Below are 22,719 nucleotides of genomic sequence, written 5' to 3' on the forward strand. Positions count from 1 at the left end.
ATATGAGATCAGTTGATGAGTGTAGCGAATCAACTGATTGTTAAGACTTCTTCTATTTCGAGTGATTGTTTGAAAGAACAGTGACTCACCCAGTTTTGTCTGGTGACCATAGCGAGGTGGTCCCACTCCTTCCCATCCCGAACAGGACAGTGAAACGCCTCAGCGCCGATGATAGTGCGGATAGCCCGTGTGAAAGTAGGTCATTGCCAGACTCCCCTAAGTATAAAAGCCCAGTGTGAAAACACTGGGCTTTTTGCTTTGCGCTTTGCGCGGAGGAAATGATGTGCGTCGGGGTATGTCCATTAAGTCCATTTAAATATTGCTCTCTGGTGATATACCCATGCAACTAAGGGGCATGTTCAGATTGTGTGTTGATATGAATAGAACTTGGTTTGACTACGAAAAACGATATTCGTAGTTACGCTGCTTTTCTTTATGTCGCGTCACGGTGGGTTACGCCCTAAGGGGCTAACCCACCCTACGATTCTTGTTATCAACACTTTATCTGAACATGCCCCAACTAAGTCGTGTTCAGATAAAGAAGTTCAATTACTTCTATTTATTTCGCATGCTGCAGTATTCAATCCCTCATAAATCCCCAGTACAGCATTGTGCAATTAAGTTTGAAGGCCGAGCCAGTAATGCGGTGCGCAAATTTTCAGAAATAAACTGAGGATAGATTCGGAAATAGCGAATGTTTTTAAATTGAATCAAAGCGTAAAGTGAAATTGCATTCTTCAATTTGAGTAAACGACGTGTCTTTAATCTGTGGGGTGATTTATGCTCGTTATTTCGGTGTTATGTTTTCTCGTACTATTTGCGATTGCGGCTTACTTCTTTAGATTCTTTCCTTGGACTCGGCGTGAATGGGAAGCCTTGCCTACTAAAGCTGAATACATTGCCGAGCATGGCTCTACAGAAGAAGTGGCATGCTGCAAATGTGGCTCAACGAATACGTTTGATTTTGGTGGGCTTAACCCGGGGATGACGAATCGAAAAGTACTGTGTACGAAGTGCAAAACCGCTTTGTGGCGCGAGTCGTACTAACTCCGTTGCAAATTAAATGTCACCGATTAAATTTAAGTGCAAATAAAAGCCCAGACTCATCTGGGCTTTTATTTTTTCGTGCAGCTTAGTAGAGGATAGGCTCGCCTTCAGGGCGAGTTTTGAAGCGGCGGTGGAGCCAGTAGTATTGGCTAGGGTGTGCTGTCGCAATTTGCTCGATGAATTGATTCATGCGATCGGTATCGGCTTGCAAATCACCCGTTGGGTAGTTTTCCCAGGCGGGATAGTAGCGCGAAATAAAGCAGCCTTTGCCGACGGTGGTGATGACGGGAACCACGACAGCATGTGTCATTTCGGCAAGCTTGCCGAGCATCGGTAACGTTGCGGCTGGTACGCCAAAAAAGGGCGAGAAGATGGATTGCTGTGGCCCCATGTCTTGATCGGGGAGATAGTAAAAGGGCATTTTGGCTTTTAGCGTGCGCACGATGGGGCGGATGCCATCGGTGCGCTTGATTAGTACGGGTTCGTTAAAGCGCGAGCGGATCTGCAGGCTGATGTCGTGAAAAACGCCACGCTGTTCGGCGTACATGCTCGCGCCTTTGTGATCCATCGTGTAGGCCACGCCGCCAAAATCAAGACCGAGAAAATGCGGTACCAACATAATAATGGCTTTGTCTTGCTGAGCATTAAAGTGCTCTAATCCCTCGATATGTATCAGTCTGCGAAGCCTATTTTCTGGCGCATGCAGCAAGATACTGTAGCCCAGTATCGTGCTGGCCATGTCGATAAAATGCTGGCGTAGCACTCGTTGGCGCTCTGTGTCGCTCCACTTGGGAAAGCATAGCTGCAAATTCGTCAGGCCAATGTGGCGACGGCGTTTGATGAGTAAATACAGCAGCGAGCCCATCGGAATGGCGATCCACTGCATAACGCGAAATGGCAGCCAATGCAGTAGCCATAGCAAGGCTTTGACGAGTTTTAATTTCATACTTGTGCTCCCGGTGGGAGTGGCGCGCCAGCGGGGTGTTTATAGCGGCTGTAGCTCCAGAAATATTGCTCAGGAATCTGGCGGATCAGGTCTTCGACATTCTGATTAAGGAGCGTCGCATCGTGTTCTGCGTCGCCATTGAGCTCGCCCACAAATGGCTGCACGTGAAAACGATAGCCACGCCCAATGCCAAGTCGTTCGGTGTAGCATGGCAGAATAATCGCGTTGCTGGCTTTGGCCATTTTGGTCAGTAAACTCATGGTGTACGCCGGATCGCCGAAAAAGGGTGCCCAAACGCCTTCTCCGCCGCCAGGGACTTGATCGGGTAGTAGGTAAGCGACGCCGCCTTGTTTCAGCGTTTTGAGTAAGACGCGCACACCCGAAGCATTTGCGGGCGCAGGCTCGGCGCCGCCGCGTGAACGAGAGTAAATCATCAAAGGCTCAAGGTAGGCTTGTTTTGGTGGGCGGTATAGCGGTGCAAGCTTTCTTGGGATTAGCCCTGCAACGCATACCCCGGTCATTTCTAGTGCGCCTAAATGGGGCGACATAAAGATAATTGGCCGATCCGTCGCTAGCGCCGCTTCGACATGCTCCCAGCCGCGCTTTTCTTTGACGAGCTTGAGCAGATCATCAATGGGTCTCATCCAATGTGGTAAAAATTCTAATGCTGCAACACCCAGCTCAGGAATACTTGACTTGATTAATCGGTTATAATCAGAGCTATTTTTGGCAATTGCGCTGATTTTTAAGTTGGTTCGTAGCACGCGCCGGTGACGGGGGGAGCCCCACCACACCAGCCAGCCGACGACCCAGCCGAGCGCTTGCAGCAAGGGCAGTGGCAATTTTGCGATAAGTTTGGAAAGCGTAAGCAGCATAGGAATGTTGATGCGTGATTTGAATGCAGATTGTAGCTGCGATTGGCCCACTTGGGGTCATGTAACCGAGGGTATTAAAGCAATGAAAGATTTTTTATTTACATCTGAGTCGGTTTCTGAAGGCCATCCAGATAAAGTAGCAGACCAAATTTCCGACGCCATTTTGGACGCCATTCTGGCGCAAGACAAAACGGCACGTGTGGCTGCTGAAACGCTGGTGAATACCGGTCTGGTGGTGTTGGCGGGTGAAATCACTACGCATGCCAATATCGACTACATCCAAATTGCTCGCGATACCGTGAAACGCATCGGTTACGATCATTCTGATATCGGTTTTGATTACAAAACGTGCGCGGTCTTGGTGGCGTACGACAAACAATCGCCTGACATCGCTCAGGGGGTGAACGAAGGCCAAGGTCTGGATCTGGACATGGGGGCGGGCGATCAAGGTTTGATGTTTGGCTATGCGTGCGATGAAACGCCGCAATTGATGCCAGCACCGATCTATTATTCACACCGTTTGATGCAGCGTCAGGCTGAATTGCGCAAAGATGGCCGTCTGCCATGGTTGCGCCCTGATGCAAAATCGCAAGTGACGCTGCGCTACGATGGCCAAACTGGCAAAGTCAAAGAAGTTGATACCGTTGTGCTGTCGACTCAGCATCACCCAGATGTATCACACGCGCAATTGTCTGAAGCGGTGATCGAGCACATTATCAAGCCGGTCTTGCCGTCTGAGTGGATTACTGAAAACACCAAATTCTTGGTGAACCCAACGGGTCGCTTTGTGATCGGCGGCCCAATGGGCGATTGCGGTCTGACAGGCCGTAAAATCATCGTGGATACCTACGGCGGTGCAGCCCCACACGGTGGTGGTGCATTCTCGGGTAAAGACCCGTCAAAAGTGGATCGTTCCGCTGCGTACGCGATGCGTTATGTAGCGAAAAACATCGTTGCTGCTGGCATCGCGAAACAGTGTCTGGTGCAAGTGTCATACGCCATTGGCGTGGCGCAACCGGTGTCGATCATGGTTGATACTTGGGATACCGGCGTGATTCCAAATGACCAAATCGTTGATTTGATCAAAGCGAACTTTGATTTGCGTCCGAAAGGCATTATCCAGATGCTCGATTTGCAACGTCCGGTGTACAGCCGCACCGCTGCCTATGGTCACTTTGGTCGCGAAGAACCTGATTTTTCATGGGAACGCACTGATAAGGTCGAACAGCTTAAAGCGGCTGCCGGTCTGTAATCTCGTGTCACAGCATTCAGCCGCCCTAGGGCGGCTGTTTTTATTTCAGCGTCCGACTTTGTAAACTGAAGCGATGCAGATCAAAGTCGCCGTTGGCGATCTGTGTTGTAATTCAGATCTAATCGTTGTTTATGCAGGAGATCCACTATGTCCATTGTCACTCGACTGGCTTCGCCCCCTGAATATCGCAAACTGGCGCCGTGGTTTACCGACGCTGGGCAAGCTGCGCCTACGTTGGCGGATATGGTGCTGCTGGCGGAAGACGAAGGTGAGCTGTGTGGTGCCCTTCGCGTCGTGATGGGGCGTGGCTTGATTCGACTCGATGGCGTGATTGCGCGCGACGATGAAGTGCTGCAAGTCTTGTTGAACCAATCGGCGCGTTGGGTCGGCCGCGAAGCGTGCTGGGCTTTAGTTTCAGAAAAAGCTCTGCCGGTGTATCTGGCTACAGGCTTTGAGTTGCAAGCTGTTGCACCGGATACCCTGGTGGCAGAAATGCAGCAGCAAGCGCTCATCGCGGTGATGCGGCCTGTGCCCCAAGAGGCTGAAGCCACCGAGGAAATCGCTGTGGCGGCTACGGGTGGCTCTGCGTTGCCGTCTGCTTAATCACGCCCATATTCACCGCTGATCGGCTACTTATTGCTTTGATAGGCAGCCAGATCGCGTTTTTTACGCTAGAATTGCCCCACACCGAGGGGCGCTGCAGCCGCTGGACTTACCCAGTCCGGCGTTCAGGCTCGGTTCATCCAATCAAACGGCGCTCACCTATTCTAACCCTGCCGGGTTCGATGACTTGTAAGTTAGAAACTGACTTCGTATTTTTTAGGCGCAGCAGGTTTCATCATTGCAAAGGTGAGCATCGACCCGGCCACATGGAGCATTATCGTGGCCGATTCTCAAAATAGTTTCAAAGACTATCACGTAGCCGATATCAGCCTTGCAGCCTGGGGCCGCAAAGAGCTGAACATCGCAGAAACCGAAATGCCAGGCCTGATGACTGTGCGCGACGAGTACAAAGCGCAACAGCCACTCAAGGGCGCGCGCATTGCTGGCTCGTTGCACATGACCATCCAAACTGGCGTATTGATTGAAGCCTTGCAGGCTTTGGGCGCTGAAGTACGTTGGGCGTCGTGCAATATTTTCTCTACCCAAGACCACGCCGCAGCAGCGATTGCGCTCAACGGCCACAATGGCCAAGGCACGCCAGTATTCGCATTTAAAGGTGAATCGCTGGAAGAATACTGGCAATTCACGCACCAGATCTTCGAATGGCCAAATGGTGAATATGCCAATATGATTTTGGACGACGGCGGCGATGCGACTTTGCTATTGCATTTGGGCGCACGTGCCGAAAGCGACATCAGCGTAGTTGCTAATCCAACGAACGAAGAAGAAACCGTACTGTACGCGGCGATCAAAGCGCAAATTGCGAAAGATCCAAAATGGTACTCAACGCGTTTGGCTGCGATCAAAGGCGTGACTGAAGAAACCACGACTGGTGTGCATCGTCTGTATCAAATGCACGAGCAAGGCAAATTGGCCTTCCCGGCGATCAACGTGAACGACTCGGTTACTAAGTCAAAGTTTGACAATCTGTACGGCTGCCGCGAGTCTTTGGTTGACTCTATCAAACGTGCGACCGACGTGATGGTAGCGGGTAAAGTGGCGCTGGTATTGGGCTACGGCGATGTGGGTAAAGGATGTGCGCAATCATTGCGCGGCCTGGGCGCAACGGTGATGGTGACTGAGATCGACCCGATTTGCGCGCTGCAAGCGGCGATGGAAGGCTATCGCGTAGTGACGATCGACGACGTTGCCGACCAAGTGGATATCTTCGTGACGACAACGGGTAACGTTAGCGTAATCGCGCACGAGCACTTGGTGCGTATGCGTAACAACGCCATCGTGTGCAATATCGGCCACTTTGACTCTGAAATCCAAGTTGCCAGCCTGCGTCAGTACGAGTGGGACAATATCAAGCCACAAGTGGATCACATCGTATTCCCTGATGGCAAACGTATCATCTTGTTGGCTGAAGGTCGCCTGGTGAACTTGGGCTGCGGTACTGGTCACCCATCATTCGTGATGTCAAACTCGTTTGCTAACCAAGTGCTGGCGCAAATTGAGTTGTTCACCAAACTGGAGCAATACCCAGTGGGCGTGTATGTCTTGCCAAAACACTTGGACGAAATGGTGGCGCGTTTGCACCTGAAGAAAATCGGCGCGAAGCTGACTGTGCTGACCGATGAGCAAGCCGCTTACATCGGCGTGCCAAAAGAAGGCCCGTACAAGCCTGCGCACTATCGCTACTAATCACAATGAATTAGTGAAGAAAAAACCCTGCCGAGGCAGGGTTTTTTGTTGGGTATTGTTTTTGACGCTTTTTAGAAAAAGGTTTGCAGCAATATACCGTGGCAGGTATTAAGCGATGCTACTTTCCAATTCGTGAACCCGCAATTGCAGCGAGTGACGTTTAAAGCTCGCCAGACGGTGATTCATATGGCTATTGATCAGTTCATCGGCCATATCGAAATGCAGCGACCAATGGTTAAATTCCTGCTCGGTTTGGCCGGTTGCGTTGTAGCATTTTGCCAATCCTTCGTGTGCTTGCATCACCAAATAGCGGAAATGATTCGGTGTTGCTTGTGCCGTTTCAAGCGCCTTTTGCATGAAATATTGCGCTTTATACGGCTCAGCCATGTCGAGATACACTTCGCCCAGGCCGATCATGGTGACTGATTTGCCCCAAGTATTGCTGCTGTGGGCATTTAATAACAGCGCGCGCTTCAGTTGTTCGCAGGCTGCGTCAATATTGCCTTCGGCACGGCGTAGATAGCCGCGGTAGTAATAAATCTCTGGCTCATATTCGCAAAATGCGACATCTTTGAGCATCTCCTCGGCTTGGTCGAGATATTGGTGAGATAGGAAGTATTGGCGGCGCTGATAGGCGTAAGCTGCCAGATTAATCGTCAGACACACTTTGGGGACAATCAGGTCGACCTTATCGAGCTCTTTTTGCGCTTTATGTGAATGTTCCAAACAAGCTTGTGGGTCTTCAAAGGTCCAGAATAATTTACCAATACCCAGATAAGCTTGGCCTTTGGCGAGGGGCCAGTCGTTGTCGATGCCCGCTTCCAATAATTGCAGCCAGTAATCCATCGCGGCATCATATTGCCCAATGCCATACAAAATATCAGCATAGCAATTGACCGCATCGACCCAAATATCGTGTTGTAAGTTGTTTTGCGCTAATTGAATTGTCATTTGCGCCGCTTCTTCAATATCAGCTAGCGCCGTCGATGGGCGTGCGCGAAAGGCAAGTAGCTTGACTAGCCACGCGGCGGTTTCTTCCTCTGTGTGATCCAAAGTTAAAGCGCGATCTGCTGCTAAGCCAGCCAGCCGAATGGCTTCCTCTGGGTGTGGATGGATCATCGTTTTGGCAATATCCAGGGTTTGTGTGATCTCGTCGCGTAAATTGTAGTGGCCCATCATTTACTCCTCTTGCCGCTGATTCCTGGTTGGGGTGGTATTTGCGCTCCAGGTGCATCGCTATATTATTATGTGCTTAATTATAGAGTAATAAAAAAGCGGACTGAAAGTCCGCTTGTCACTTTGTGGGCAATTGGTATTTAAGCGTTGCCTGAAATAATCAAATATTTCTGTTGTAATTCTTCTTTGCTTTCTTTGTGCTCTGGGTCGAGCGGAATACAGTCAACCGGGCACACCTGCTGGCACTGAGGTTCGTCATAGTGACCAACGCATTCGGTGCAGAGGTTAGGGTCGATCACATAGATTTCTTCGCCTTGAGAAATCGCGCTATTTGGACATTCTGGTTCGCATACATCGCAATTGATGCATTCGTCAGTAATCATCAGTGCCATTGTGGTATTCCTTAGCAAAACACTCGGGTATTCGAATATGTGGGATTTTCCCACTTTCGCGCTTTAACGACAACCTTACTCTGCAATCTGGTCGCTTATTTTTTGATCATCGACCGATGCGCGGCATATTACGGCAAATTTAACCGTACCCGCTTTGCCTTCGCGCAAAATTTCCCATCCAGTCAGGTCGGGCCATTCCGCACATTCGATATACACACGAGCCTCTTCATTCAGAAAGGGAATCACCTTTGGCAGCACTTTGCCGAGCAGCGGTGTTGCATAGGGCGGGTCGAGCAAGATCAAATCGAACTTGCTGGTGTTGCGCTCCAAAAATCGCTCGGCATCGCTCAAAATGATGTGAACATGATTGGCTTTGAGTACTTCGGCATTGGCTTTAAGCGCAGCATGGACTGGCTTGGCCATTTCGATCATGGTCACGAGTTTGGCGTTGCGGCTGGCCGCTTCAAACCCCAGCGCCCCGCTGCCGGCAAATAGATCGAGGCACGCTTGACCGGTGAGGTCTTGCCCCAGCCAATTAAATACAGTTTCGCGCACGCGATCGGGCGTGGGGCGTAGCGCCAAAGCGTCGGGAAATTTCAAAATTCGCCGTTTATATTGGCCGCCAATAATGCGCACCTGATTTTTATGCTGTGCTGACACGCCCGCTCCGGTAAAATCGAGATTAATTCTTTATTTTCCGCGATTTGCAGGAAGAGCGCCAAACCCATGTTTAGTTTTTTCAAAAAAAAGAAGCCCGCTGACACCATCGCGGAGCAGGATTTAGCCCCCGCGCAGCCAGAAGCTGCGCCAGAAATAACGCCCGTAGCGGCTGACGTCGTGACTGAAACGATTGCACCGAGTGCGCCTGTGCAAGCATCTATTGCCGAGGTATTGCCAGTAACTCAAGAATTGGCAAAGCCTGTAGAGCAATACATCGAGAATGATCCAGCCAAATTGGGCAATATCGATCAGCCGCAAGAGCGGCCAAAACTCTCTTGGGCAGATCGCCTGAAGCTGGGCTTGGCCAAAACGCGCGATAAGTTGGGTAAAAGTTTGGCCGGCGTGTTTGGTGGCGGCAAAATCGACGATGATCTGTATGAAGAACTCGAAACGGTCTTGCTGACTGCCGATATGGGCGTCGATGCGACACAGCATTTATTAAAAGATGTGCGCGAACGCGTCTCACTGAAAGGCCTGAAAGATCCGCATGAATTGAAAGGCGCGCTGAAAGACAGCTTGGTTGAGTTGATTCAGCCATTGCAAATCCCGCTCAATGTTGAAGGCCACAAGCCGTTTATTTTGATGGTGGCGGGCGTGAATGGCGCGGGTAAAACCACGTCGATTGGTAAATTGGCCAAATACTTCCAAAGCCAAGGCAAGAGCGTGTTGCTGGCGGCCGGCGATACGTTTCGCGCGGCTGCGCGCGAGCAGCTGGTTGTCTGGGGCGAGCGCAATGGCGTGCATGTGATTGCGCAGGAATCGGGCGACGCAGCAGCGGTGGCGTTTGACGCGGTGAATGCCGCCAAAGCGCGCGGTATTGATGTGGTGATTGTCGATACTGCGGGTCGTTTGCCAACGCAATTGCACTTGATGGAAGAAATCAAAAAAGTAAAACGCGTGGTGCAAAAAGCCGACCCGACTGGCCCACACGAAATTATGCTGGTGCTCGATGCCAACACTGGGCAAAACGCCTTGGCGCAAACCAAATCATTCGACGATGCACTGGGTTTGACCGGCTTGGTGCTGACGAAGCTCGACGGTACAGCCAAAGGTGGCGTGATTGCTGCCATTGCCAAAAATCGCCCAGTGCCGCTACGCTTTATCGGCGTGGGTGAAACGATCGATGATCTACGCCCATTTGTGGCCAAGGATTATATCGACGCGCTGTTTGAATAAGCTTAGATTTGCTTGCCGATGACGCTGCCTACGCTCACGACTTCACGTTTGATATTGCGTGCTTTGCGAGATACGGATGCGCAGTATGTCGCTGAGTTGGCGGGAGAATGGGCTGTTGCAGGCAATACTGGGCGGATTCCATTTCCATATACCGAGATCATGGCGGCTGAGTTTATCGCCTATCAGTCGCAGGCGGCCAAAGACGGGCGGGAGTGGGTATTTGCAGTCTGCCGCCAAGATGATGCGAGCTTACTCGGCTGTGTGGGCGTCAGTATGGAAGGTGATGTGGCCGAGCTGGGGTATTGGTTTGGGCAGCAGCACTGGGGGCAGGGTTACGCGACAGAAGCAGGTCGGGCGGTGGTTGATTTTGCCTTTGTCCATGCGCGGCCGACGCGAATCATGTCTGATCATTTGCCTGCTAATGTCGCCAGTGGCCAAGTTCTGGACAAACTGGGCTTCGAATTTTGCGGGCTACGCACTGTGAATTGGCGCGATGGCCAAGCGATCGATTTATTGCAATACCAATTGAATTGCACCGACTGGGCGAAAACCCAAACGCATGAGGATTTGTATGATTCAGTTTCAGCAAGTCAGTAAAAGTTATCCGGGTGGTTTTGACGCCATCAAAAACCTGAGTTTTGAGATCCCCACCGGCGAGCTGGTCTTTTTGGCTGGGCATTCGGGCGCTGGTAAATCGACCTTGCTTAAATTGATTGCGGGCATCGAAAAGCCCAGTAGCGGCGCGGTATTGCTCAATGGGCAAAATCTGGCTCGCATGAGTCGTGGCTCGCTGCCGTTTGTGCGTCGCCATTTGGGGCTGATCTTTCAAGACCACAAGATTTTGTACGACCGCAGCGTGTTTGATAATGTGCGCTTACCGCTCGATATTATTGGTTTTGACCATCAGGAAGGCCGCCGTCGCGTGTTGGCTGCGCTCGATAAAGTGGGGCTGGCGGGTAAGGAAAAACTCAATCCGATTTCATTGTCAGGTGGCGAGCAGCAGCGCCTGTGCATTGCGCGCGCGGTGGTGCATCGTCCGTCGATTTTGCTGGCCGATGAGCCAACGGCAAATCTGGATCGCGATTACGCGCATGATATTTTGGAATTGTTTAAATCATTCCACCAAGTGGGCGTGACGCTGGTGATTTCCGCCCACGATGAATCGTTGATGGCCGATTATGGTCGTCGCATTTTGCGCCTGAAACACGGCCAATTTACCGCTTAAGGGGAACGATATGAAAGCCTGGATCCGTTCTCACTCACTCGCATTTACCCGCTCGATAGGCGCTTTGTTTCGTCAGCCTATTGGTAGCCTATTAAACCTGCTGGTGATCGCCATTACGGCTGCTTTTCCGCTGGCCTTGTGGCTGATCGTGAGTAGCGTTGCTGATGTCACGAAAGACTTGTCGGTTGAGCCGCAGTTATCGATTTTTATGTTGCCAAGCGCCGAGGCCGAGCAGGTGGCGGCACTCAAACAGCAGCTCAAGCAGGATACTCGCCTCAAGCAGGTGATTTTTGTGCCGAAAGACGAGGCGTTGAAAAAACTGCAAAGCAGTTTTGGCTCGGCTGATTTGCTGGCGGGAATGACTGAAAACCCATTGCCCGATGCCTTTGTCGTGCATGCCAAAGATGCGCAGCCTGAAGCCCTGGAAGCCTTGCAAAAAGAATGGGCGGCTGTGGCGGGCGTGGAAGAGGTGCAGCTCGATTCTGAATGGGCGCGACGTTTGGCGCGGATTTCAGCTTTAGGGCAAAATTTGTTTGAGGTGGTGGCTGTGATGTTGGGCGCTGCTCTGGTGCTGATTACCGGCAATGCGATTCGGATGCAGATTTTGACCCGGCGGGATGAAATTGAAGTGGCGAAATTAATCGGCGCAACCGATGCCTTTATTCGTCGTCCGTTTATTCATTCGGCGATTTTGCAGGGCTTTTTAGGCGGTTTATTGGCGGTCGCTATGGTGTGGGGCGTGATTAGCCACATTAACCCCGCTATTGAGGCGCTGGCGAAATCCTACGGGCAGCAATTTAGCCTGCAAACGCCCGATGTGCTCAGTACGCTGTTGGTATGCGCGCTGATTGCCGCTCTGTGTTTGCTGGGAGCCTTGATTGCCGTCACGCGCCACTTGCGACAGTTTCGCTAATCCACATTAATTTGGCGCCACGCTTGAGCGTGGCGTTGTTGTATCTGGAGCTTGCTCATGTTGTTAAGTGTGGTGATGACCTTTAAGTGCCCACATCCCGATCATCTTGCCGAAGCAATCGAAAGTATTCTAACGGCGCGGCTTGATTCGTTTTCGGCGCTAGAGCTGATCTTGGTTGACGATGGTAGCGTGGAAGATCAGGCTCCTTTGATTGCACGCCTTGCCGCTCAGGCGCCGACACATTGTGAGCTCAAGCATATTGTACTGCCCGCTAATCAAGGGGTCTCTTGTGCTCGCAATATCGGCATGGCGGCGGCTAGCGGGGATTGGATCGCCATGCATGATGCCGATGACCTGAGTTTGCCAAACCGCTTTGAGGTTTCTGCACGCTACTTAATCACGCATCCTGCGGTGATTGCGGTTTCCGGTGATTTGCAGGTGTTCTGGGATGATGCGGCAGAGGGTGAGGCCGAGTCATTGCGCCTGTTTCCGCTTGAGCATGATGAAATTTGCGTCGATAACCTATTCTATTGCGCCATGGCGCAGCCAGCTTTAATGATTAATCGCGCTTTATGGCTGGCCAGCGGCGTGCAATACACGCCGAAAATGGATATGGCGCAGGATTGGGATTTCCTGATTCGCCTTGCTCAACATGGGCAATTGGCTAATTTGGGCGAACCGCTGGTGCGCTATCGCCAGCATCACAAGCAAAGAACGTCGCGGGTGAATGGCGAAGCGCCTAATCTGCATGTGCAGGGGATTTGGCAGCGACAACTGGCGCAATTGGGGGTGAGTTCAAGCGATGCCATATTGAAAACCCATTCACTGTTGTCGCCGTATTGGTTGTGGGTACTGAATGATTTGACGCAGGCGTGGGAAGTTCTACCGGCACAAGTCGATGAATGGTATGGAGAAATGCTGAGCGGCAATGCTCAAACTGGCTATGTGTGCGCAAAATTACTGCGGCAAAAACTAAGCCGCATCCAGCATAATTGGCGCGCATGGCGTTTGAGTGCTGACCCCGCTACTCAACTACAGCGATTGATATAGTCAATCAGCCGAGGGGTATGAGTCTGTAGAGTATTCGCTATTTTGATTTAAGTGATATACGTCATACGGTATATCCGGCCCTTGCCCGTAAGCTTCATCGAGCTACTGAAAGCGCGGCATCATATGTTTTGCCTATCTATCAGATAGTAATAATTACCGTGCAATATGACGAGCAAATGTGTTTGAATCATTGAACTCGAAACAGGTTTAGCACTCTATAGATAAGAGTGCTAATATTTAGCAAGTCACAGATTTTTGGACAGGAGATCGACATGAGTACTGCACTAACGCTACCTACGCTATCTGTTGGCGACAGTATTGAGCGTTATGTTCAGCGAGTGAACGCGTTTCCGATGCTCTCACCTGAAGAAGAGCATGACTTGGCAACTCGTCATCAAGAACACAATGATTTAGAAGCTGCGCGCCAGCTGGTGCTATCGCACCTGCGCGTAGTGGTATCGATTGCGCGTGGTTACAGTGGGTATGGCCTGCCACAAGCGGATTTGATTCAAGAAGGTAATATCGGCCTGATGAAAGCGGTCAAACGCTTTGAGGCCAGCCGCGGTGTGCGCTTGTATTCCTTTGCGGTGCATTGGATCAAGGCTGAAATCCATGAATACATTCTGCGCAACTGGCGCTTGGTGCGCATTGCTACGACCAAAGCTCAGCGTAAATTGTTTTTCAATCTGCGTTCAATGAAATCGAGCTTTGCAGCACTGACGCATACGCAAGCGAAAGAAATCGCCGACGATCTGGGTGTGAAGCCGGAAGAAGTGCTGGAGATGGAAACGCGCATGACCGGCCAAGACGTTGCCCTCGTTGCCGATGATGGTGATGATGAAGGTTATGCGCCGATTGATTGGTTGGCCGACAGCCATAGTGAGCCAACTGCAGTCATGGATCGTAATCGCATCGATCAATTGCAATCGGCGGGCATTGGCGCAGCACTGGATGCTTTGGATGAGCGTAGCCGCCGGATTATTGAGTCTCGCTGGCTGACCGAAGACGGTGAATCTTCAACCTTGCACGATTTGGCGGCTGAATTCAAAGTCTCGGCCGAGCGCATTCGCCAGATTGAAGCTAAGGCGCTGCAAAAAATGAAACAGGCGCTGTTGCCAGCGATGGTCTAAGTGCCATATTGAGATGTAATTCACAAAAGGGAGGCCTAGGCCTCCCTTTTTGTTTGGGTGAACGAAAAGAGGATTTAAGAAAACTTGTAAATCGTCGATAATGTGCTAAGTGATTGAAAAATATGCACAAATTACATGAAAATAACTTCTCTCTATAGGCGAAATCGCTACATTGCTGACCTGAGTGTTAAGAAATATGCGGAGTTGAATGCCTACGATCAGCCGCACCCTTTAGATGAGGATGGTGCCCTCATGGGCGGTATGACTGAAAGCGGTGTACGCAGCGATGCTTCTGGCTGGAATGGCGTAGAGCGGCGCCAACTGCGGGATCGCCGCCAGCAAGATCGGCGGCAGTATCGTGTTGTCTCTATGCTCGATACCCGTACTGAGGCGGATCGTCGTCGTAGTGGTCGCCGTGAAAGTGATAGGGTGGTTGCTCAGTTTGTCGCCGTCAAAATCTGATCGCTCTTCACTGCCGCCAATGCAAGATCAGCGCGATTGTGGCTGAGCCCAGTAACACCAGCGCTGCGATTTTGCTGCTGCGGTGCAGCTCTCGACGGCGAGCTGGCCCTAGCCATTGCCAAAATAGAATCAGCAGTAGTGCTAGTAGTAGGAATTGTGAAATTTTGCCGTTCATCAGGAAGGTTGACTAAAGTCCGTAAGATAAGGCGATTTAGTTGAGGTTTTTTGAAAGATTACGATGCAAAAGTATTTGAATCTAAAGTAATACTTTAACTTTGTGCGCTTTGTGATTGATTTATAACAGGCTTGAAATTCATGTTTTTACGCCACTAAATCATTGTATCAAAACGGGAAATTGCCCGACACAACTTGTGTCGGGTTTTTTTTTCCTCTATAGTGGGGCGCAGTGGGAGAAAGTGGGTAAAAGTGCATTTTTTGGGATGAAAAAATGCAAAATTGGGTAGCCAAGGCCGTGTGGGCAATTCCCTATTTCAAGCTGGTAAAGGTGGTATTCGGATCATGTTTAGTGGTGTTTCTTCCTTAAATCTGGATAGCAAAGGGCGATTGGCGATTCCTGCCAAGCATCGCGATACTTTGCTCGCCCAGGCACAAGGAAAACTCATCATTACTGCCGATCCTGCTGGCTGCTTGCTGGTTTATCCCGAGCCTGCTTGGTTGCCGATTCGCGACCAACTGAATCAGTTGACTGGCGCGAAGGCGAATATCCGTCGTTTTATCGTCGGTCAGGCCGAGGAAGTCGACATGGACGCTTCGGGGCGGGTACTCATTCCTCCGCGCCTGCGCCAAGTGGCCAAGCTGGATAAAGAAGTCGCCCTGGTGGGGATGGGCAATAAGTTCGAGCTGTGGGATGACGCGAAATGGATCGCGACCACTGAGGCCATTATGGCGATGGATGCGCAAGAACTTGAAAATAATATGGAAGGAATTTTGTTGTGAGCGATACACAAAGCTTCGTGCATCGCACGGTATTGCTCGATGAAGCAGTCGATGGTTTGGCGATCAAGCCGGATGGCATTTATGTCGATTGCACTTTCGGCCGCGGTGGTCACTCGCGCCTGATTTTATCCAAACTCGGCCCAAATGGCCGTTTGATTTCCTTTGATAAAGACCCTTATGCCATTGCTGAGGCCGCGACGATCACCGATCCGCGTTTCACGATTGTGCACGAAGGCTTTGTCACGCTGGCCGATTCGTTGGCCAAACTCGGTGTTACGCAAATTGATGGCTTGCTGATGGACTTGGGCGTGTCCTCGCCACAGCTTGATGATGGTTCTCGGGGGTTTAGCTTCCGGTTTGATGCTCCGCTTGATATGCGCATGGATACCACGCGGGGTATTACTGCTGCCGAATGGTTGAATTCGGCTGATGAAAAAGAAATTGCAGAGGTGGTAAAAGATTATGGCGAAGAACGGTTTGCTCGGCAGGTTGCAGCAGCGATTGTTACGCGTAGGGCAGTCGAACCTTTTGCTACAACAGGCGAACTTGCCGCGGTCGTGGCAACGGCAGTCCGCACCCGTGAGCCGGGCCAGGACCCGGCGACGCGTACCTTCCAAGCTGTACGGATTTACATCAATCGCGAGCTTGAGGAGTTATCGCTAACGCTGCCACAGGCGCTGTCCTTGCTCAAACAAGGCGGGCGTTTGTCGGTGATTGCGTTTCATTCCTTGGAAGACCGTATCGTAAAACGCTTTATGCAAGATAAAGCGACAGGTGATCGATTGCCTTCCCGCCTGCCTGTAATGGCCAGCGAGATTGCGGCCGCACCGTTGAAAATTGTGGGTAAACCGATTCGTGCGAGTGAGGTGGAAGTTAAAGCCAACCCACGCGCACGCAGCGCGATTCTGCGTTTGGCTGAGCGTACCGAGGGCCCGCTGTGACTCGGTTAAATCTATTTTTGTTGCTGATTGTGATTGTGTGCGCGATGGGGGTGATTACTAGCCAGCACAAGGCGCGCAAATTATTTATCGAGCTGCAAAAAGAAGACGCCCTGACTCGTAAATTAGACGTCGAGTGGGGGCAGCTACAGCTTGAGCAAAGTACTTGGGCCATGCACTCCCGCGTTGAAGATGAAGCTGCGCACAAACTGGGGATGCAAGTCGCTCCGGCGAATCGAACCCAAGTGATTTTGGCGCACGGTGAGCGCGTCAAAAAGCCAGTTGTGACTGATCTGCCATGATCCGCCAAGCGAGAACAGTCGCGGGTCGGCGACAAGATAAATATGCAGTCAAGCCCAAGCTAGAGCGCTGGCGGGTTTGGGTGGTGCTGTCCTGCTTGTTGGGGCTGTTTGCGCTGCTCTTGGGTCGTGGCCTGTACTTGCAAACTTGGAATGAAGGCTTTTTGCAAGATCAAGGTGACGCGCGTTATCGCCGCACGCTCAAGCTCGATTCCAATCGCGGCATGATTACCGATCGTAATGGCGAGCCTTTAGCGATTTCTACCCCCGTACAATCGATTTGGCTTAGCCCCCGTAGTATGCGGGTGTTGCCTGCAGGCGAGCAGCGCTCTAAAGACTGGAAGCAAGGCGATGATGATGAGCTAGTTCCCGTGTCACGCGAGGAGGTCAAGTCGCTCGCAACGATGTTGGGTATCAGTAATGACGAATTACTCGCCAAATTAAATGAAACCCGTAAGAACAAAAATGGCGAGGATGTTAAATCCGACTTCCTGTGGGTTAAACGCCATATTTCACCCGCTGATGCCAAGCGGGTATTGGCTTTAAATGTACCCGGCGTTTACTCGCAAACCGAATACCGTCGTTATTACCCTGCTGGCGAAGTGATGGCGCACGTCGTGGGCTTTACCAATGTCGATGGTAAAGGTCAGGAAGGTTTTGAAATGACCAAAGAAGCGATGCTGTCGGGAAAACCCGGCTCGCGCACGGTTATCCGCGATCGTCGTGGCTACATCGTGGAAGATGTCTCGACCATTATTCCGCCGCAAGAAGGGCAGACATTGCAGCTTTCGATTGACCGTCGGATTCAATATCTGGCGTATCGCGAGCTTAAAAATGCGGTTGATAACAGTAAGGCGGTGGGCGGCGCAATTGTGGTGCTGGATGCACGCACAGGTGAAGTGTTGGCGATGGCCAATGCGCCGTCGTACAACCCCAATAGCCGCGCCAAGATCGATCCGGCTCACAAACGCAACCGTGCTTTGACCGATCTGTATGAGCCAGGCTCAACGATGAAGGCGATTACGGTGGCGATGGCATTAAATGCCGGCAAAGTCACGCCAACCACCGTGATTCAAACGGGCAACGGCACGATGAGTATTGGCCCTGCGACGATTAAAGATGATCACGCCGTGGGTGCCGCAACGGTTGAGCACATCATTCAAAAATCATCCAATGTCGGCGCGGCCAAAATGGCGCTGATGATGGATAGAGAAGACATGTCGAATTTCTTTCACGACGTGGGCTTTGGCGAACGGTTGAATACAGGCTTTCCGGGTGAGTCACCTGGTCGGGTTCGGCCATGGAAAACCTGGCGCCCCATCGAGCAAGCCACCATGGCCTACGGTTATGGTGTTTCCGTTTCTGTGATGCAAATGGCGCGGGCGTATCAGATTTTTGCCGGTAATGGCGAAGTCCACCCTGTGACCTTTACTAAGTTGGTCGCGCCAGCGCCGGGTAAACAAGTCGTTTCAGCGGAAACCGCCGCACAAGTGCGAAAAATGCTGGAGATGGTGACCCAGCCTGGTGGTACGGCGACGCGGGCGCAGGTGGTGGGTTATCGCGTGGGCGGTAAAACGGGCACGGCGAAAAAACTGGTGAACGGTGTGTATTCCGATACCGCACGCGTTGGCTCATTTGTTGGATTGGCGCCGATTTCCAATCCTCGCTTGATTGTGGCGGTGATGATTGATGAGCCGTCTTTTGATTTGCGTTATGGCGGCCTAGTGGCCGCACCAGTGTTTAGTAATGTAGTTGCGGGGACGTTGCGTTTATTGGGTGTGCCGCCTGATGCGCCAACGACCAATATCCTATTGCCTGGCAATGAGCCAGAAGTGAAGGAAGAAACATGAAGCCAGCCAGCTGGGTTTTACCTGCTATTGATTGGAATGCCATTCAAGCTTTAGTCGCCGGCCGCAATGTGGTTGTCGATAGTCGCAAAGTGCAGCCGGGTGATGTGTTTATTGCGTATCAGGGCGAGTATGTCGACGGTCGCGAGTATATCGCTGACGCCGTTGCCAAGGGCGCTGCGGCCGTCATTTGGGAAGCGGAAGACTTTAGTTGGGATGCAACGCTTACACTGCCGAATTTGGCGGTGCCTGCCTTGCGTAATCAAGTGGGTATATTGCTGGCGCGATTGTTGAATAATGATGTCAACCCAATACCCGTGGTTGGTATCACGGGCACGAATGGTAAAACTTCCATCGCCAATTGGCTCGCACAAGCGTTTAATGCGCTGGGTGGCAAAGCGGGTGTTTTGGGTACTTTGGGTAATGGTTTTGTCGGGCAACTGCAAAGCTCAACGCATACCACGCTGGACCCGGTGTCTTTGCAGCAGTGGCTGGCCAAATTCCGCCTAGAAGGTGCAACGCAAATTGCAATGGAAGTCTCGTCGCATGGCTTGGTGCAGGCGCGTGCGCACGGCGTTCAGTTTCACACAGCGGTATTTACCAATCTAACGCGCGATCACCTCGACTATCACGGCAGCATGCAGGCTTATGGTGCAGCAAAAGCCAAATTGTTTGAGTGGGAAGGTTTGCAAGCTGCGGTGATTAACGCAGACGATCCATTTGGCCGTGAACTTTTAGGGTTCACTACCGCCAAAACGATCTTTTCATATGGTTTCGTCAATGGTGATTTGCGTTGTACTCAGCTTGAATCATCGCTCAAGGGTTTGGCACTCACGGTAGAAACACCTTTCGGTACGACTCAAATCCAATCGGCTTTGCTGGGGCGCTTTAATGCGAGCAACTTGCTGGCGTGTTTGGGCGTGTTGCTGGCTCAAGGCGTTTCATTGGCCGATGCCAGTGCTGCGCTGGCGCAAATTCGTCCTGCAGCGGGTCGGATGCAGTGTTTGGGTGGTGATGACAAACCTTTAGTCGTGGTCGATTACGCCCATACGCCGGATGCGTTGGAAAAAGTCTTGATGACTTTGCGTGAAGCAATGCCACAAGGCGCGCGTTTGTATTGTGTCTTTGGTTGCGGTGGCGATCGTGACGCAGGTAAGCGCCCCTTGATGGGCGAAATTGCGTGTCGATTGGCCGATTCGGTGGTGATTACCAGCGATAACCCACGTAGCGAGAAACCCAAAGCGATTATCCAGGACATCGTCGCTGGCGTGTCAGGCGTACCCGGTACGGGCAACGCCAACTATTCGATTGAGTCTGATCGTGCCGCGGCAATTAGTGATGCGATTGAAATGGCCCATTTCAGCGATGTGATTTTGATCGCGGGGAAAGGGCACGAGGATTACCAAGAAATAAACGGCGAGCGATATCACTTTGATGATGTTGAGCACGCAAGCAAAGCGCTGGCCAGAAAGTCACAAGGAAATAGAAGTAAATGATGTTGAATTTGCGGGAAACCGTACAGGCGCTCAACGCCCAGCTCATCGGTGATGGTGAGCTGACGTTTGATCGCGTCACCACCGACAGTCGTGATATTCGCGCTGGGGATTTGTTTGTCGCTTTAAAAGGCGATCGTTTTGACGCGCATGATTTTGTTGCAGCGGCCCTCGCGCAGGGCGCAGTGGCTGCGTTAGTGCAAGAGGGTAGTGCTGTTGCGCAAGGTGCAATCGGCAATCTGATTGTCGTGGCGGATACCTTGGCAGCGCTGGGCGAATTGGCCAAATATTGGCGCGCAAAGCACGCCGCGATTCCGCTTGTTGGTGTAACCGGCAGCAATGGCAAAACCAGCGTGAAAGAAATGCTGGCGTCGATTTTTGCTGTGGCCGCTGGCGGTGAGCCGACAGATTCAAGTGAAAGTTTGGTCCACGCCACCAAAGGCAATCTGAATAACCATATCGGCTTGCCACTGACCGTGCTGGGCATGAATGCCTCGCACCGCTATGTCGTGGCGGAAATGGGGATGAACCATTTTGGCGAAATCGATTATCTGACGCATATTGCCCAGCCTGATGTGGCTTTGGTGAATAACGCCGGAGCAGCGCATCTGGAAGCCTTGGGCTCAGTGGCTGGCGTTGCGCGTGCGAAGGGTGAGATTTTTGCGGGTTTAGTCGCCAACGGTACGGCGATTATCAATGCCGATGATGAATTTGCGCCACTTTGGCGTGAATTGGCCGCAAAAAATCAGATTGCTACGTTTGGCTTAAACGGTGAAGTGAGCGCGAAAAATATCGAGTTATTACCTACGGGCAGCGCTTTCACACTGGTGTGCCCGCAAGGTGAAGCGGCGATTAGCTTGGCCGTACCGGGTGAGCATAATGTGCGCAACGCTTTGGCGGCAGCCGCTGCTGCGATGGCGGCGGGTGTTTCCTTGGCGCAAGTGGCTCAAGGTCTGAGCCAATGGGCAGGTGTGAAAGGGCGTTTGCAGGCCAAAACCGCGTTTAATGGCGCAGCGATTTTGGATGATACCTACAACGCCAATCCTGATTCGATGAAGGCAGCGATTGATGTGCTCGCAGCGATTGCCCAAGGTGGTAAGCCGACTGTGCTGGTGCTGGGCGATATGGGCGAAGTCGGTGCTGATGCGAATGAGCGCCATGCTGAGATTGGCGGGTATGCGCGTGAAAAGCAGATTCAGCATTTCGTTGCGGTAGGTACTCATATGCAGTATGCCGTGGATGCTTTCAATCGTGACCATGCTGGTGCGCAACTTTGTGCCGACCATGCCGCTGCGATCAGCGCAGTGCGTGCGCTGCTAACGCCAGAGACGCAAGTGCTGGTGAAAGGCTCACGCTTTATGCGCATGGAAACGGTGGTTGCCGGCTTAGAAAACAAAACTGAACAAGGAGCACAGCCATGCTGCTGATGTTGATGCAATGGTTGGGCGAGTCGGTTCGCGCCTTCAACGTCTTTAATTACCTGACTTTACGCGCCGTACTGGCGACGATGACGGCGCTGACGATGTCGTGGGTGCTGGGGCCCTGGGTGATCCGCAAGTTGACCGAGTTGAAAGTCGGCCAAGCCGTGCGCAATGATGGCCCGCAAACGCATTTGATCAAAGCCGGTACACCAACGATGGGCGGCACGATGATTTTGCTGTCGATTGGCTTGACGACCTTGCTGTGGGGCGATTTAAGCAATAAATACGTTTGGCTGGTGCTGATCGTGACGATGGCGACGGGCGTGATTGGTTTTGTCGATGACTACAAAAAAGTCGCGTTGAAAAACCCGAAAGGCTTATCGGCTAAAGCCAAAATGATCGGCCAATCGGCGATTGCGATTGGCGCAGGTGTATTTCTGGTGAATGTCGGCCCTGATGCGGCTAACACCGGCTTTATTATCCCGTTTTACAAAGAAATCCTGTACCCGTTTGGCGCGATTGGTTTTTGTGTGCTGACCTATTTCGTCATTGTCGGCACCAGTAATGCTGTGAATTTAACCGATGGGTTGGATGGCTTGGCGATTATGCCCGTAGTGCTGGTGGCTGGCGCATTCTGTATTTTTGCCTACGTGGCGGGGAATGCGAAATTCTCGACGTATCTGGGCGTGCCGCATGTGGCGGGCGCGGGTGAGTTGATTGTGTTCTGTGCCTCCATGGTGGGCGCAGGCTTGGGCTTTTTGTGGTTTAACGCTTACCCCGCCGAAGTATTTATGGGCGATGTGGGGGCATTGGCGCTTGGCGCTGGTCTGGGCGCGGTCGCGGTGATTGTACGTCAGGAAATCGTGTTGCTGATTATGGGCGGCGTGTTTGTGGTGGAGGCGCTGTCGGTGATGATTCAAGTCGCGAGTTTCAAGATGACAGGCAAGCGCGTGTTTAGGATGGCGCCGCTGCATCACCATTACGAGCTCAAAGGCTGGAAAGAAACGCAAGTGGTCGTGCGCTTCTGGATTATCACCATGCTCTTGGTGCTGGCTGGTTTGGCCACATTGAAATTACGCTGAGTCGGGGC

Annotated in this window: 24 protein-coding genes, 1 rRNA gene and 1 riboswitch; of the genes, 19 read left to right on the plus strand and 6 right to left on the minus strand. The window is 51.8% G+C overall.

Going from position 1 to position 22,719, the window contains the following annotated elements:
- Nucleotides 1-98: 98 nt before the first annotated feature.
- Both rrf and HQ393_RS14835 read left to right on the plus strand, forming a co-directional pair.
- Nucleotides 99-212: ribosomal RNA gene (gene rrf, locus HQ393_RS14830) — 5S ribosomal RNA — on the plus strand.
- A 568-nt stretch (nucleotides 213-780) separates the two neighbouring features.
- Nucleotides 781-1,047, plus strand: coding sequence for a hypothetical protein (locus HQ393_RS14835; RefSeq protein ID WP_179356033.1), 267 nt, complete (start codon nucleotides 781-783; stop codon nucleotides 1,045-1,047).
- Between the two features lie 85 nt (nucleotides 1,048-1,132).
- Here the strand turns inward: HQ393_RS14835 and HQ393_RS14840 are convergent, their stop codons facing one another.
- Entirely contained in the window at nucleotides 1,133-1,993 is an 861-nt protein-coding gene (locus HQ393_RS14840; protein ID WP_179356034.1) for an LpxL/LpxP family acyltransferase, read from the minus strand.
- Nucleotides 1,990-2,868, minus strand: coding sequence for a lysophospholipid acyltransferase family protein (locus HQ393_RS14845; RefSeq protein WP_179356036.1), 879 nt, complete (start codon nucleotides 2,866-2,868; stop codon nucleotides 1,990-1,992). Before HQ393_RS14845 ends, HQ393_RS14840 begins: the two co-directional genes overlap by 4 nt.
- 82 nt (nucleotides 2,869-2,950) lie before the next feature.
- Here HQ393_RS14845 and metK point away from each other — a divergent pair, with 82 nt between their 5' ends.
- From metK to ahcY, 3 genes are all read left to right on the plus strand, one after another.
- Nucleotides 2,951-4,120, plus strand: a complete 1,170-nt coding sequence (gene metK, locus HQ393_RS14850; protein WP_179356038.1) for a methionine adenosyltransferase — start codon at nucleotides 2,951-2,953, stop codon at nucleotides 4,118-4,120.
- 147 nt (nucleotides 4,121-4,267) lie between these two features.
- Nucleotides 4,268-4,723 (plus strand): hypothetical protein, encoded by a 456-nt coding sequence (locus HQ393_RS14855; RefSeq protein ID WP_179356040.1) that lies wholly within the window; start codon nucleotides 4,268-4,270, stop codon nucleotides 4,721-4,723.
- A gap of 82 nt (nucleotides 4,724-4,805) precedes the next feature.
- Nucleotides 4,806-4,887: riboswitch (S-adenosyl-L-homocysteine riboswitch) on the plus strand.
- 115 nt (nucleotides 4,888-5,002) lie between these two features.
- Complete coding sequence (gene ahcY / locus HQ393_RS14860) at nucleotides 5,003-6,430, plus strand: adenosylhomocysteinase (RefSeq protein ID WP_218871201.1); 1,428 nt, start codon at nucleotides 5,003-5,005, stop codon at nucleotides 6,428-6,430.
- A gap of 108 nt (nucleotides 6,431-6,538) precedes the next feature.
- On the opposite strand, the gene HQ393_RS14865 is transcribed toward ahcY, so the two are convergent.
- The 3 genes from HQ393_RS14865 to rsmD form a co-directional block, all read right to left on the minus strand.
- Nucleotides 6,539-7,609, minus strand: a complete 1,071-nt coding sequence (locus HQ393_RS14865; RefSeq protein ID WP_179356041.1) for a tetratricopeptide repeat protein — start codon at nucleotides 7,607-7,609, stop codon at nucleotides 6,539-6,541.
- 137 nt (nucleotides 7,610-7,746) lie between these two features.
- The gene (locus HQ393_RS14870) at nucleotides 7,747-7,998 is read right to left on the minus strand and encodes a YfhL family 4Fe-4S dicluster ferredoxin (protein ID WP_179356044.1); all 252 of its coding nucleotides are present in this window, start codon (nucleotides 7,996-7,998) and stop codon (nucleotides 7,747-7,749) included.
- A gap of 75 nt (nucleotides 7,999-8,073) precedes the next feature.
- Nucleotides 8,074-8,658, minus strand: coding sequence for a 16S rRNA (guanine(966)-N(2))-methyltransferase RsmD (rsmD, locus tag HQ393_RS14875; RefSeq protein WP_179356046.1), 585 nt, complete (start codon nucleotides 8,656-8,658; stop codon nucleotides 8,074-8,076).
- A gap of 66 nt (nucleotides 8,659-8,724) precedes the next feature.
- Between rsmD and ftsY the strand changes: the two genes are divergently transcribed.
- The 7 genes from ftsY (at nucleotide 8,725) to HQ393_RS14910 (ending at nucleotide 14,674) form a co-directional block, all read left to right on the plus strand.
- On the plus strand, nucleotides 8,725-9,894 hold the full coding sequence (gene ftsY / locus HQ393_RS14880; RefSeq protein ID WP_179356048.1) for a signal recognition particle-docking protein FtsY: 1,170 nt from the start codon (nucleotides 8,725-8,727) through the stop codon (nucleotides 9,892-9,894).
- Between the two features lie 18 nt (nucleotides 9,895-9,912).
- Nucleotides 9,913-10,491, plus strand: a complete 579-nt coding sequence (locus tag HQ393_RS14885) for a GNAT family N-acetyltransferase (RefSeq protein WP_179356049.1) — start codon at nucleotides 9,913-9,915, stop codon at nucleotides 10,489-10,491.
- A complete protein-coding gene (gene ftsE, locus HQ393_RS14890; protein ID WP_179356050.1) occupies nucleotides 10,466-11,119 on the plus strand; it encodes a cell division ATP-binding protein FtsE in 654 nt (217 codons plus the stop codon). The genes HQ393_RS14885 and ftsE overlap by 26 nt, the downstream gene beginning before the upstream one ends.
- Nucleotides 11,120-11,129: 10 nt before the next feature.
- Nucleotides 11,130-12,032: a permease-like cell division protein FtsX gene (ftsX, locus tag HQ393_RS14895; RefSeq protein ID WP_179356051.1), complete on the plus strand. Its 903-nt coding sequence runs from the start codon at nucleotides 11,130-11,132 to the stop codon at nucleotides 12,030-12,032.
- A 57-nt stretch (nucleotides 12,033-12,089) separates the two neighbouring features.
- A complete protein-coding gene (locus HQ393_RS14900) occupies nucleotides 12,090-13,082 on the plus strand; it encodes a glycosyltransferase family 2 protein (protein ID WP_179356052.1) in 993 nt (330 codons plus the stop codon).
- Nucleotides 13,083-13,354: 272 nt separating this feature from the next.
- Complete coding sequence (gene rpoH, locus HQ393_RS14905; RefSeq protein WP_179356053.1) at nucleotides 13,355-14,212, plus strand: RNA polymerase sigma factor RpoH; 858 nt, start codon at nucleotides 13,355-13,357, stop codon at nucleotides 14,210-14,212.
- 135 nt (nucleotides 14,213-14,347) lie between these two features.
- A complete protein-coding gene (locus HQ393_RS14910; RefSeq protein WP_179356054.1) occupies nucleotides 14,348-14,674 on the plus strand; it encodes a hypothetical protein in 327 nt (108 codons plus the stop codon).
- A gap of 7 nt (nucleotides 14,675-14,681) precedes the next feature.
- On the opposite strand, the gene HQ393_RS14915 is transcribed toward HQ393_RS14910, so the two are convergent.
- Entirely contained in the window at nucleotides 14,682-14,849 is a 168-nt protein-coding gene (locus HQ393_RS14915) for a protein MIGRI (RefSeq protein WP_179356056.1), read from the minus strand.
- A 344-nt stretch (nucleotides 14,850-15,193) separates the two neighbouring features.
- Here HQ393_RS14915 and mraZ point away from each other — a divergent pair, with 344 nt between their 5' ends.
- The 7 genes from mraZ to mraY are packed head-to-tail and all read left to right on the plus strand — an operon-like array spanning nucleotide 15,194 to nucleotide 22,711.
- Complete coding sequence (gene mraZ, locus HQ393_RS14920; protein ID WP_179356057.1) at nucleotides 15,194-15,631, plus strand: division/cell wall cluster transcriptional repressor MraZ; 438 nt, start codon at nucleotides 15,194-15,196, stop codon at nucleotides 15,629-15,631.
- Nucleotides 15,628-16,572 (plus strand): 16S rRNA (cytosine(1402)-N(4))-methyltransferase RsmH, encoded by a 945-nt coding sequence (gene rsmH, locus HQ393_RS14925; protein WP_179356058.1) that lies wholly within the window; start codon nucleotides 15,628-15,630, stop codon nucleotides 16,570-16,572. The genes mraZ and rsmH overlap by 4 nt, the downstream gene beginning before the upstream one ends.
- Nucleotides 16,569-16,871, plus strand: coding sequence for a cell division protein FtsL (gene ftsL / locus HQ393_RS14930; protein ID WP_179356059.1), 303 nt, complete (start codon nucleotides 16,569-16,571; stop codon nucleotides 16,869-16,871). Before rsmH ends, ftsL begins: the two co-directional genes overlap by 4 nt.
- A complete protein-coding gene (locus HQ393_RS14935) occupies nucleotides 16,868-18,718 on the plus strand; it encodes a peptidoglycan D,D-transpeptidase FtsI family protein (RefSeq protein WP_179356060.1) in 1,851 nt (616 codons plus the stop codon). Before ftsL ends, HQ393_RS14935 begins: the two co-directional genes overlap by 4 nt.
- Complete coding sequence (locus HQ393_RS14940) at nucleotides 18,715-20,211, plus strand: UDP-N-acetylmuramoyl-L-alanyl-D-glutamate--2,6-diaminopimelate ligase (protein ID WP_179356061.1); 1,497 nt, start codon at nucleotides 18,715-18,717, stop codon at nucleotides 20,209-20,211. Before HQ393_RS14935 ends, HQ393_RS14940 begins: the two co-directional genes overlap by 4 nt.
- Nucleotides 20,208-21,635 carry a UDP-N-acetylmuramoyl-tripeptide--D-alanyl-D-alanine ligase gene (locus tag HQ393_RS14945; RefSeq protein ID WP_218871203.1) on the plus strand — a complete coding sequence of 476 codons (1,428 nt, stop codon included), beginning with the start codon at nucleotides 20,208-20,210 and terminating at the stop codon, nucleotides 21,633-21,635. The genes HQ393_RS14940 and HQ393_RS14945 overlap by 4 nt, the downstream gene beginning before the upstream one ends.
- A gap of 2 nt (nucleotides 21,636-21,637) precedes the next feature.
- Nucleotides 21,638-22,711: a phospho-N-acetylmuramoyl-pentapeptide-transferase gene (gene mraY / locus HQ393_RS14950; protein WP_438833125.1), complete on the plus strand. Its 1,074-nt coding sequence runs from the start codon at nucleotides 21,638-21,640 to the stop codon at nucleotides 22,709-22,711.
- Nucleotides 22,712-22,719 lie beyond the last annotated feature (8 nt).

It is taken from the genome of Chitinibacter bivalviorum (assembly GCF_013403565.1).
Classification (GTDB): domain Bacteria; phylum Pseudomonadota; class Gammaproteobacteria; order Burkholderiales; family Chitinibacteraceae; genus Chitinibacter; species Chitinibacter bivalviorum.

What these genes read in the sequence shown, in the direction of transcription:
- HQ393_RS14835 (WP_179356033.1), top strand. Translation starts at nt 781, where the DNA reads ATGCTCGTTATTTCGGTGTTATGTTTTCTCGTACTATTTGCGATTGCG.
- HQ393_RS14840 (WP_179356034.1), bottom strand. Translation starts at nt 1,993, where the DNA reads ATGAAATTAAAACTCGTCAAAGCCTTGCTATGGCTACTGCATTGGCTG.
- HQ393_RS14845 (WP_179356036.1), bottom strand. Translation starts at nt 2,868, where the DNA reads ATGCTGCTTACGCTTTCCAAACTTATCGCAAAATTGCCACTGCCCTTG.
- metK (WP_179356038.1), top strand. Translation starts at nt 2,951, where the DNA reads ATGAAAGATTTTTTATTTACATCTGAGTCGGTTTCTGAAGGCCATCCA.
- HQ393_RS14855 (WP_179356040.1), top strand. Translation starts at nt 4,268, where the DNA reads ATGTCCATTGTCACTCGACTGGCTTCGCCCCCTGAATATCGCAAACTG.
- HQ393_RS14865 (WP_179356041.1), bottom strand. Translation starts at nt 7,609, where the DNA reads ATGATGGGCCACTACAATTTACGCGACGAGATCACACAAACCCTGGAT.
- HQ393_RS14870 (WP_179356044.1), bottom strand. Translation starts at nt 7,998, where the DNA reads ATGGCACTGATGATTACTGACGAATGCATCAATTGCGATGTATGCGAA.
- ftsY (WP_179356048.1), top strand. Translation starts at nt 8,725, where the DNA reads ATGTTTAGTTTTTTCAAAAAAAAGAAGCCCGCTGACACCATCGCGGAG.
- HQ393_RS14885 (WP_179356049.1), top strand. Translation starts at nt 9,913, where the DNA reads ATGACGCTGCCTACGCTCACGACTTCACGTTTGATATTGCGTGCTTTG.
- ftsE (WP_179356050.1), top strand. Translation starts at nt 10,466, where the DNA reads ATGATTCAGTTTCAGCAAGTCAGTAAAAGTTATCCGGGTGGTTTTGAC.
- ftsX (WP_179356051.1), top strand. Translation starts at nt 11,130, where the DNA reads ATGAAAGCCTGGATCCGTTCTCACTCACTCGCATTTACCCGCTCGATA.
- HQ393_RS14900 (WP_179356052.1), top strand. Translation starts at nt 12,090, where the DNA reads ATGTTGTTAAGTGTGGTGATGACCTTTAAGTGCCCACATCCCGATCAT.
- rpoH (WP_179356053.1), top strand. Translation starts at nt 13,355, where the DNA reads ATGAGTACTGCACTAACGCTACCTACGCTATCTGTTGGCGACAGTATT.
- HQ393_RS14910 (WP_179356054.1), top strand. Translation starts at nt 14,348, where the DNA reads ATGAAAATAACTTCTCTCTATAGGCGAAATCGCTACATTGCTGACCTG.
- HQ393_RS14915 (WP_179356056.1), bottom strand. Translation starts at nt 14,849, where the DNA reads ATGAACGGCAAAATTTCACAATTCCTACTACTAGCACTACTGCTGATT.
- mraZ (WP_179356057.1), top strand. Translation starts at nt 15,194, where the DNA reads ATGTTTAGTGGTGTTTCTTCCTTAAATCTGGATAGCAAAGGGCGATTG.
- HQ393_RS14935 (WP_179356060.1), top strand. Translation starts at nt 16,868, where the DNA reads ATGATCCGCCAAGCGAGAACAGTCGCGGGTCGGCGACAAGATAAATAT.
- HQ393_RS14940 (WP_179356061.1), top strand. Translation starts at nt 18,715, where the DNA reads ATGAAGCCAGCCAGCTGGGTTTTACCTGCTATTGATTGGAATGCCATT.
- HQ393_RS14945 (WP_218871203.1), top strand. Translation starts at nt 20,208, where the DNA reads ATGATGTTGAATTTGCGGGAAACCGTACAGGCGCTCAACGCCCAGCTC.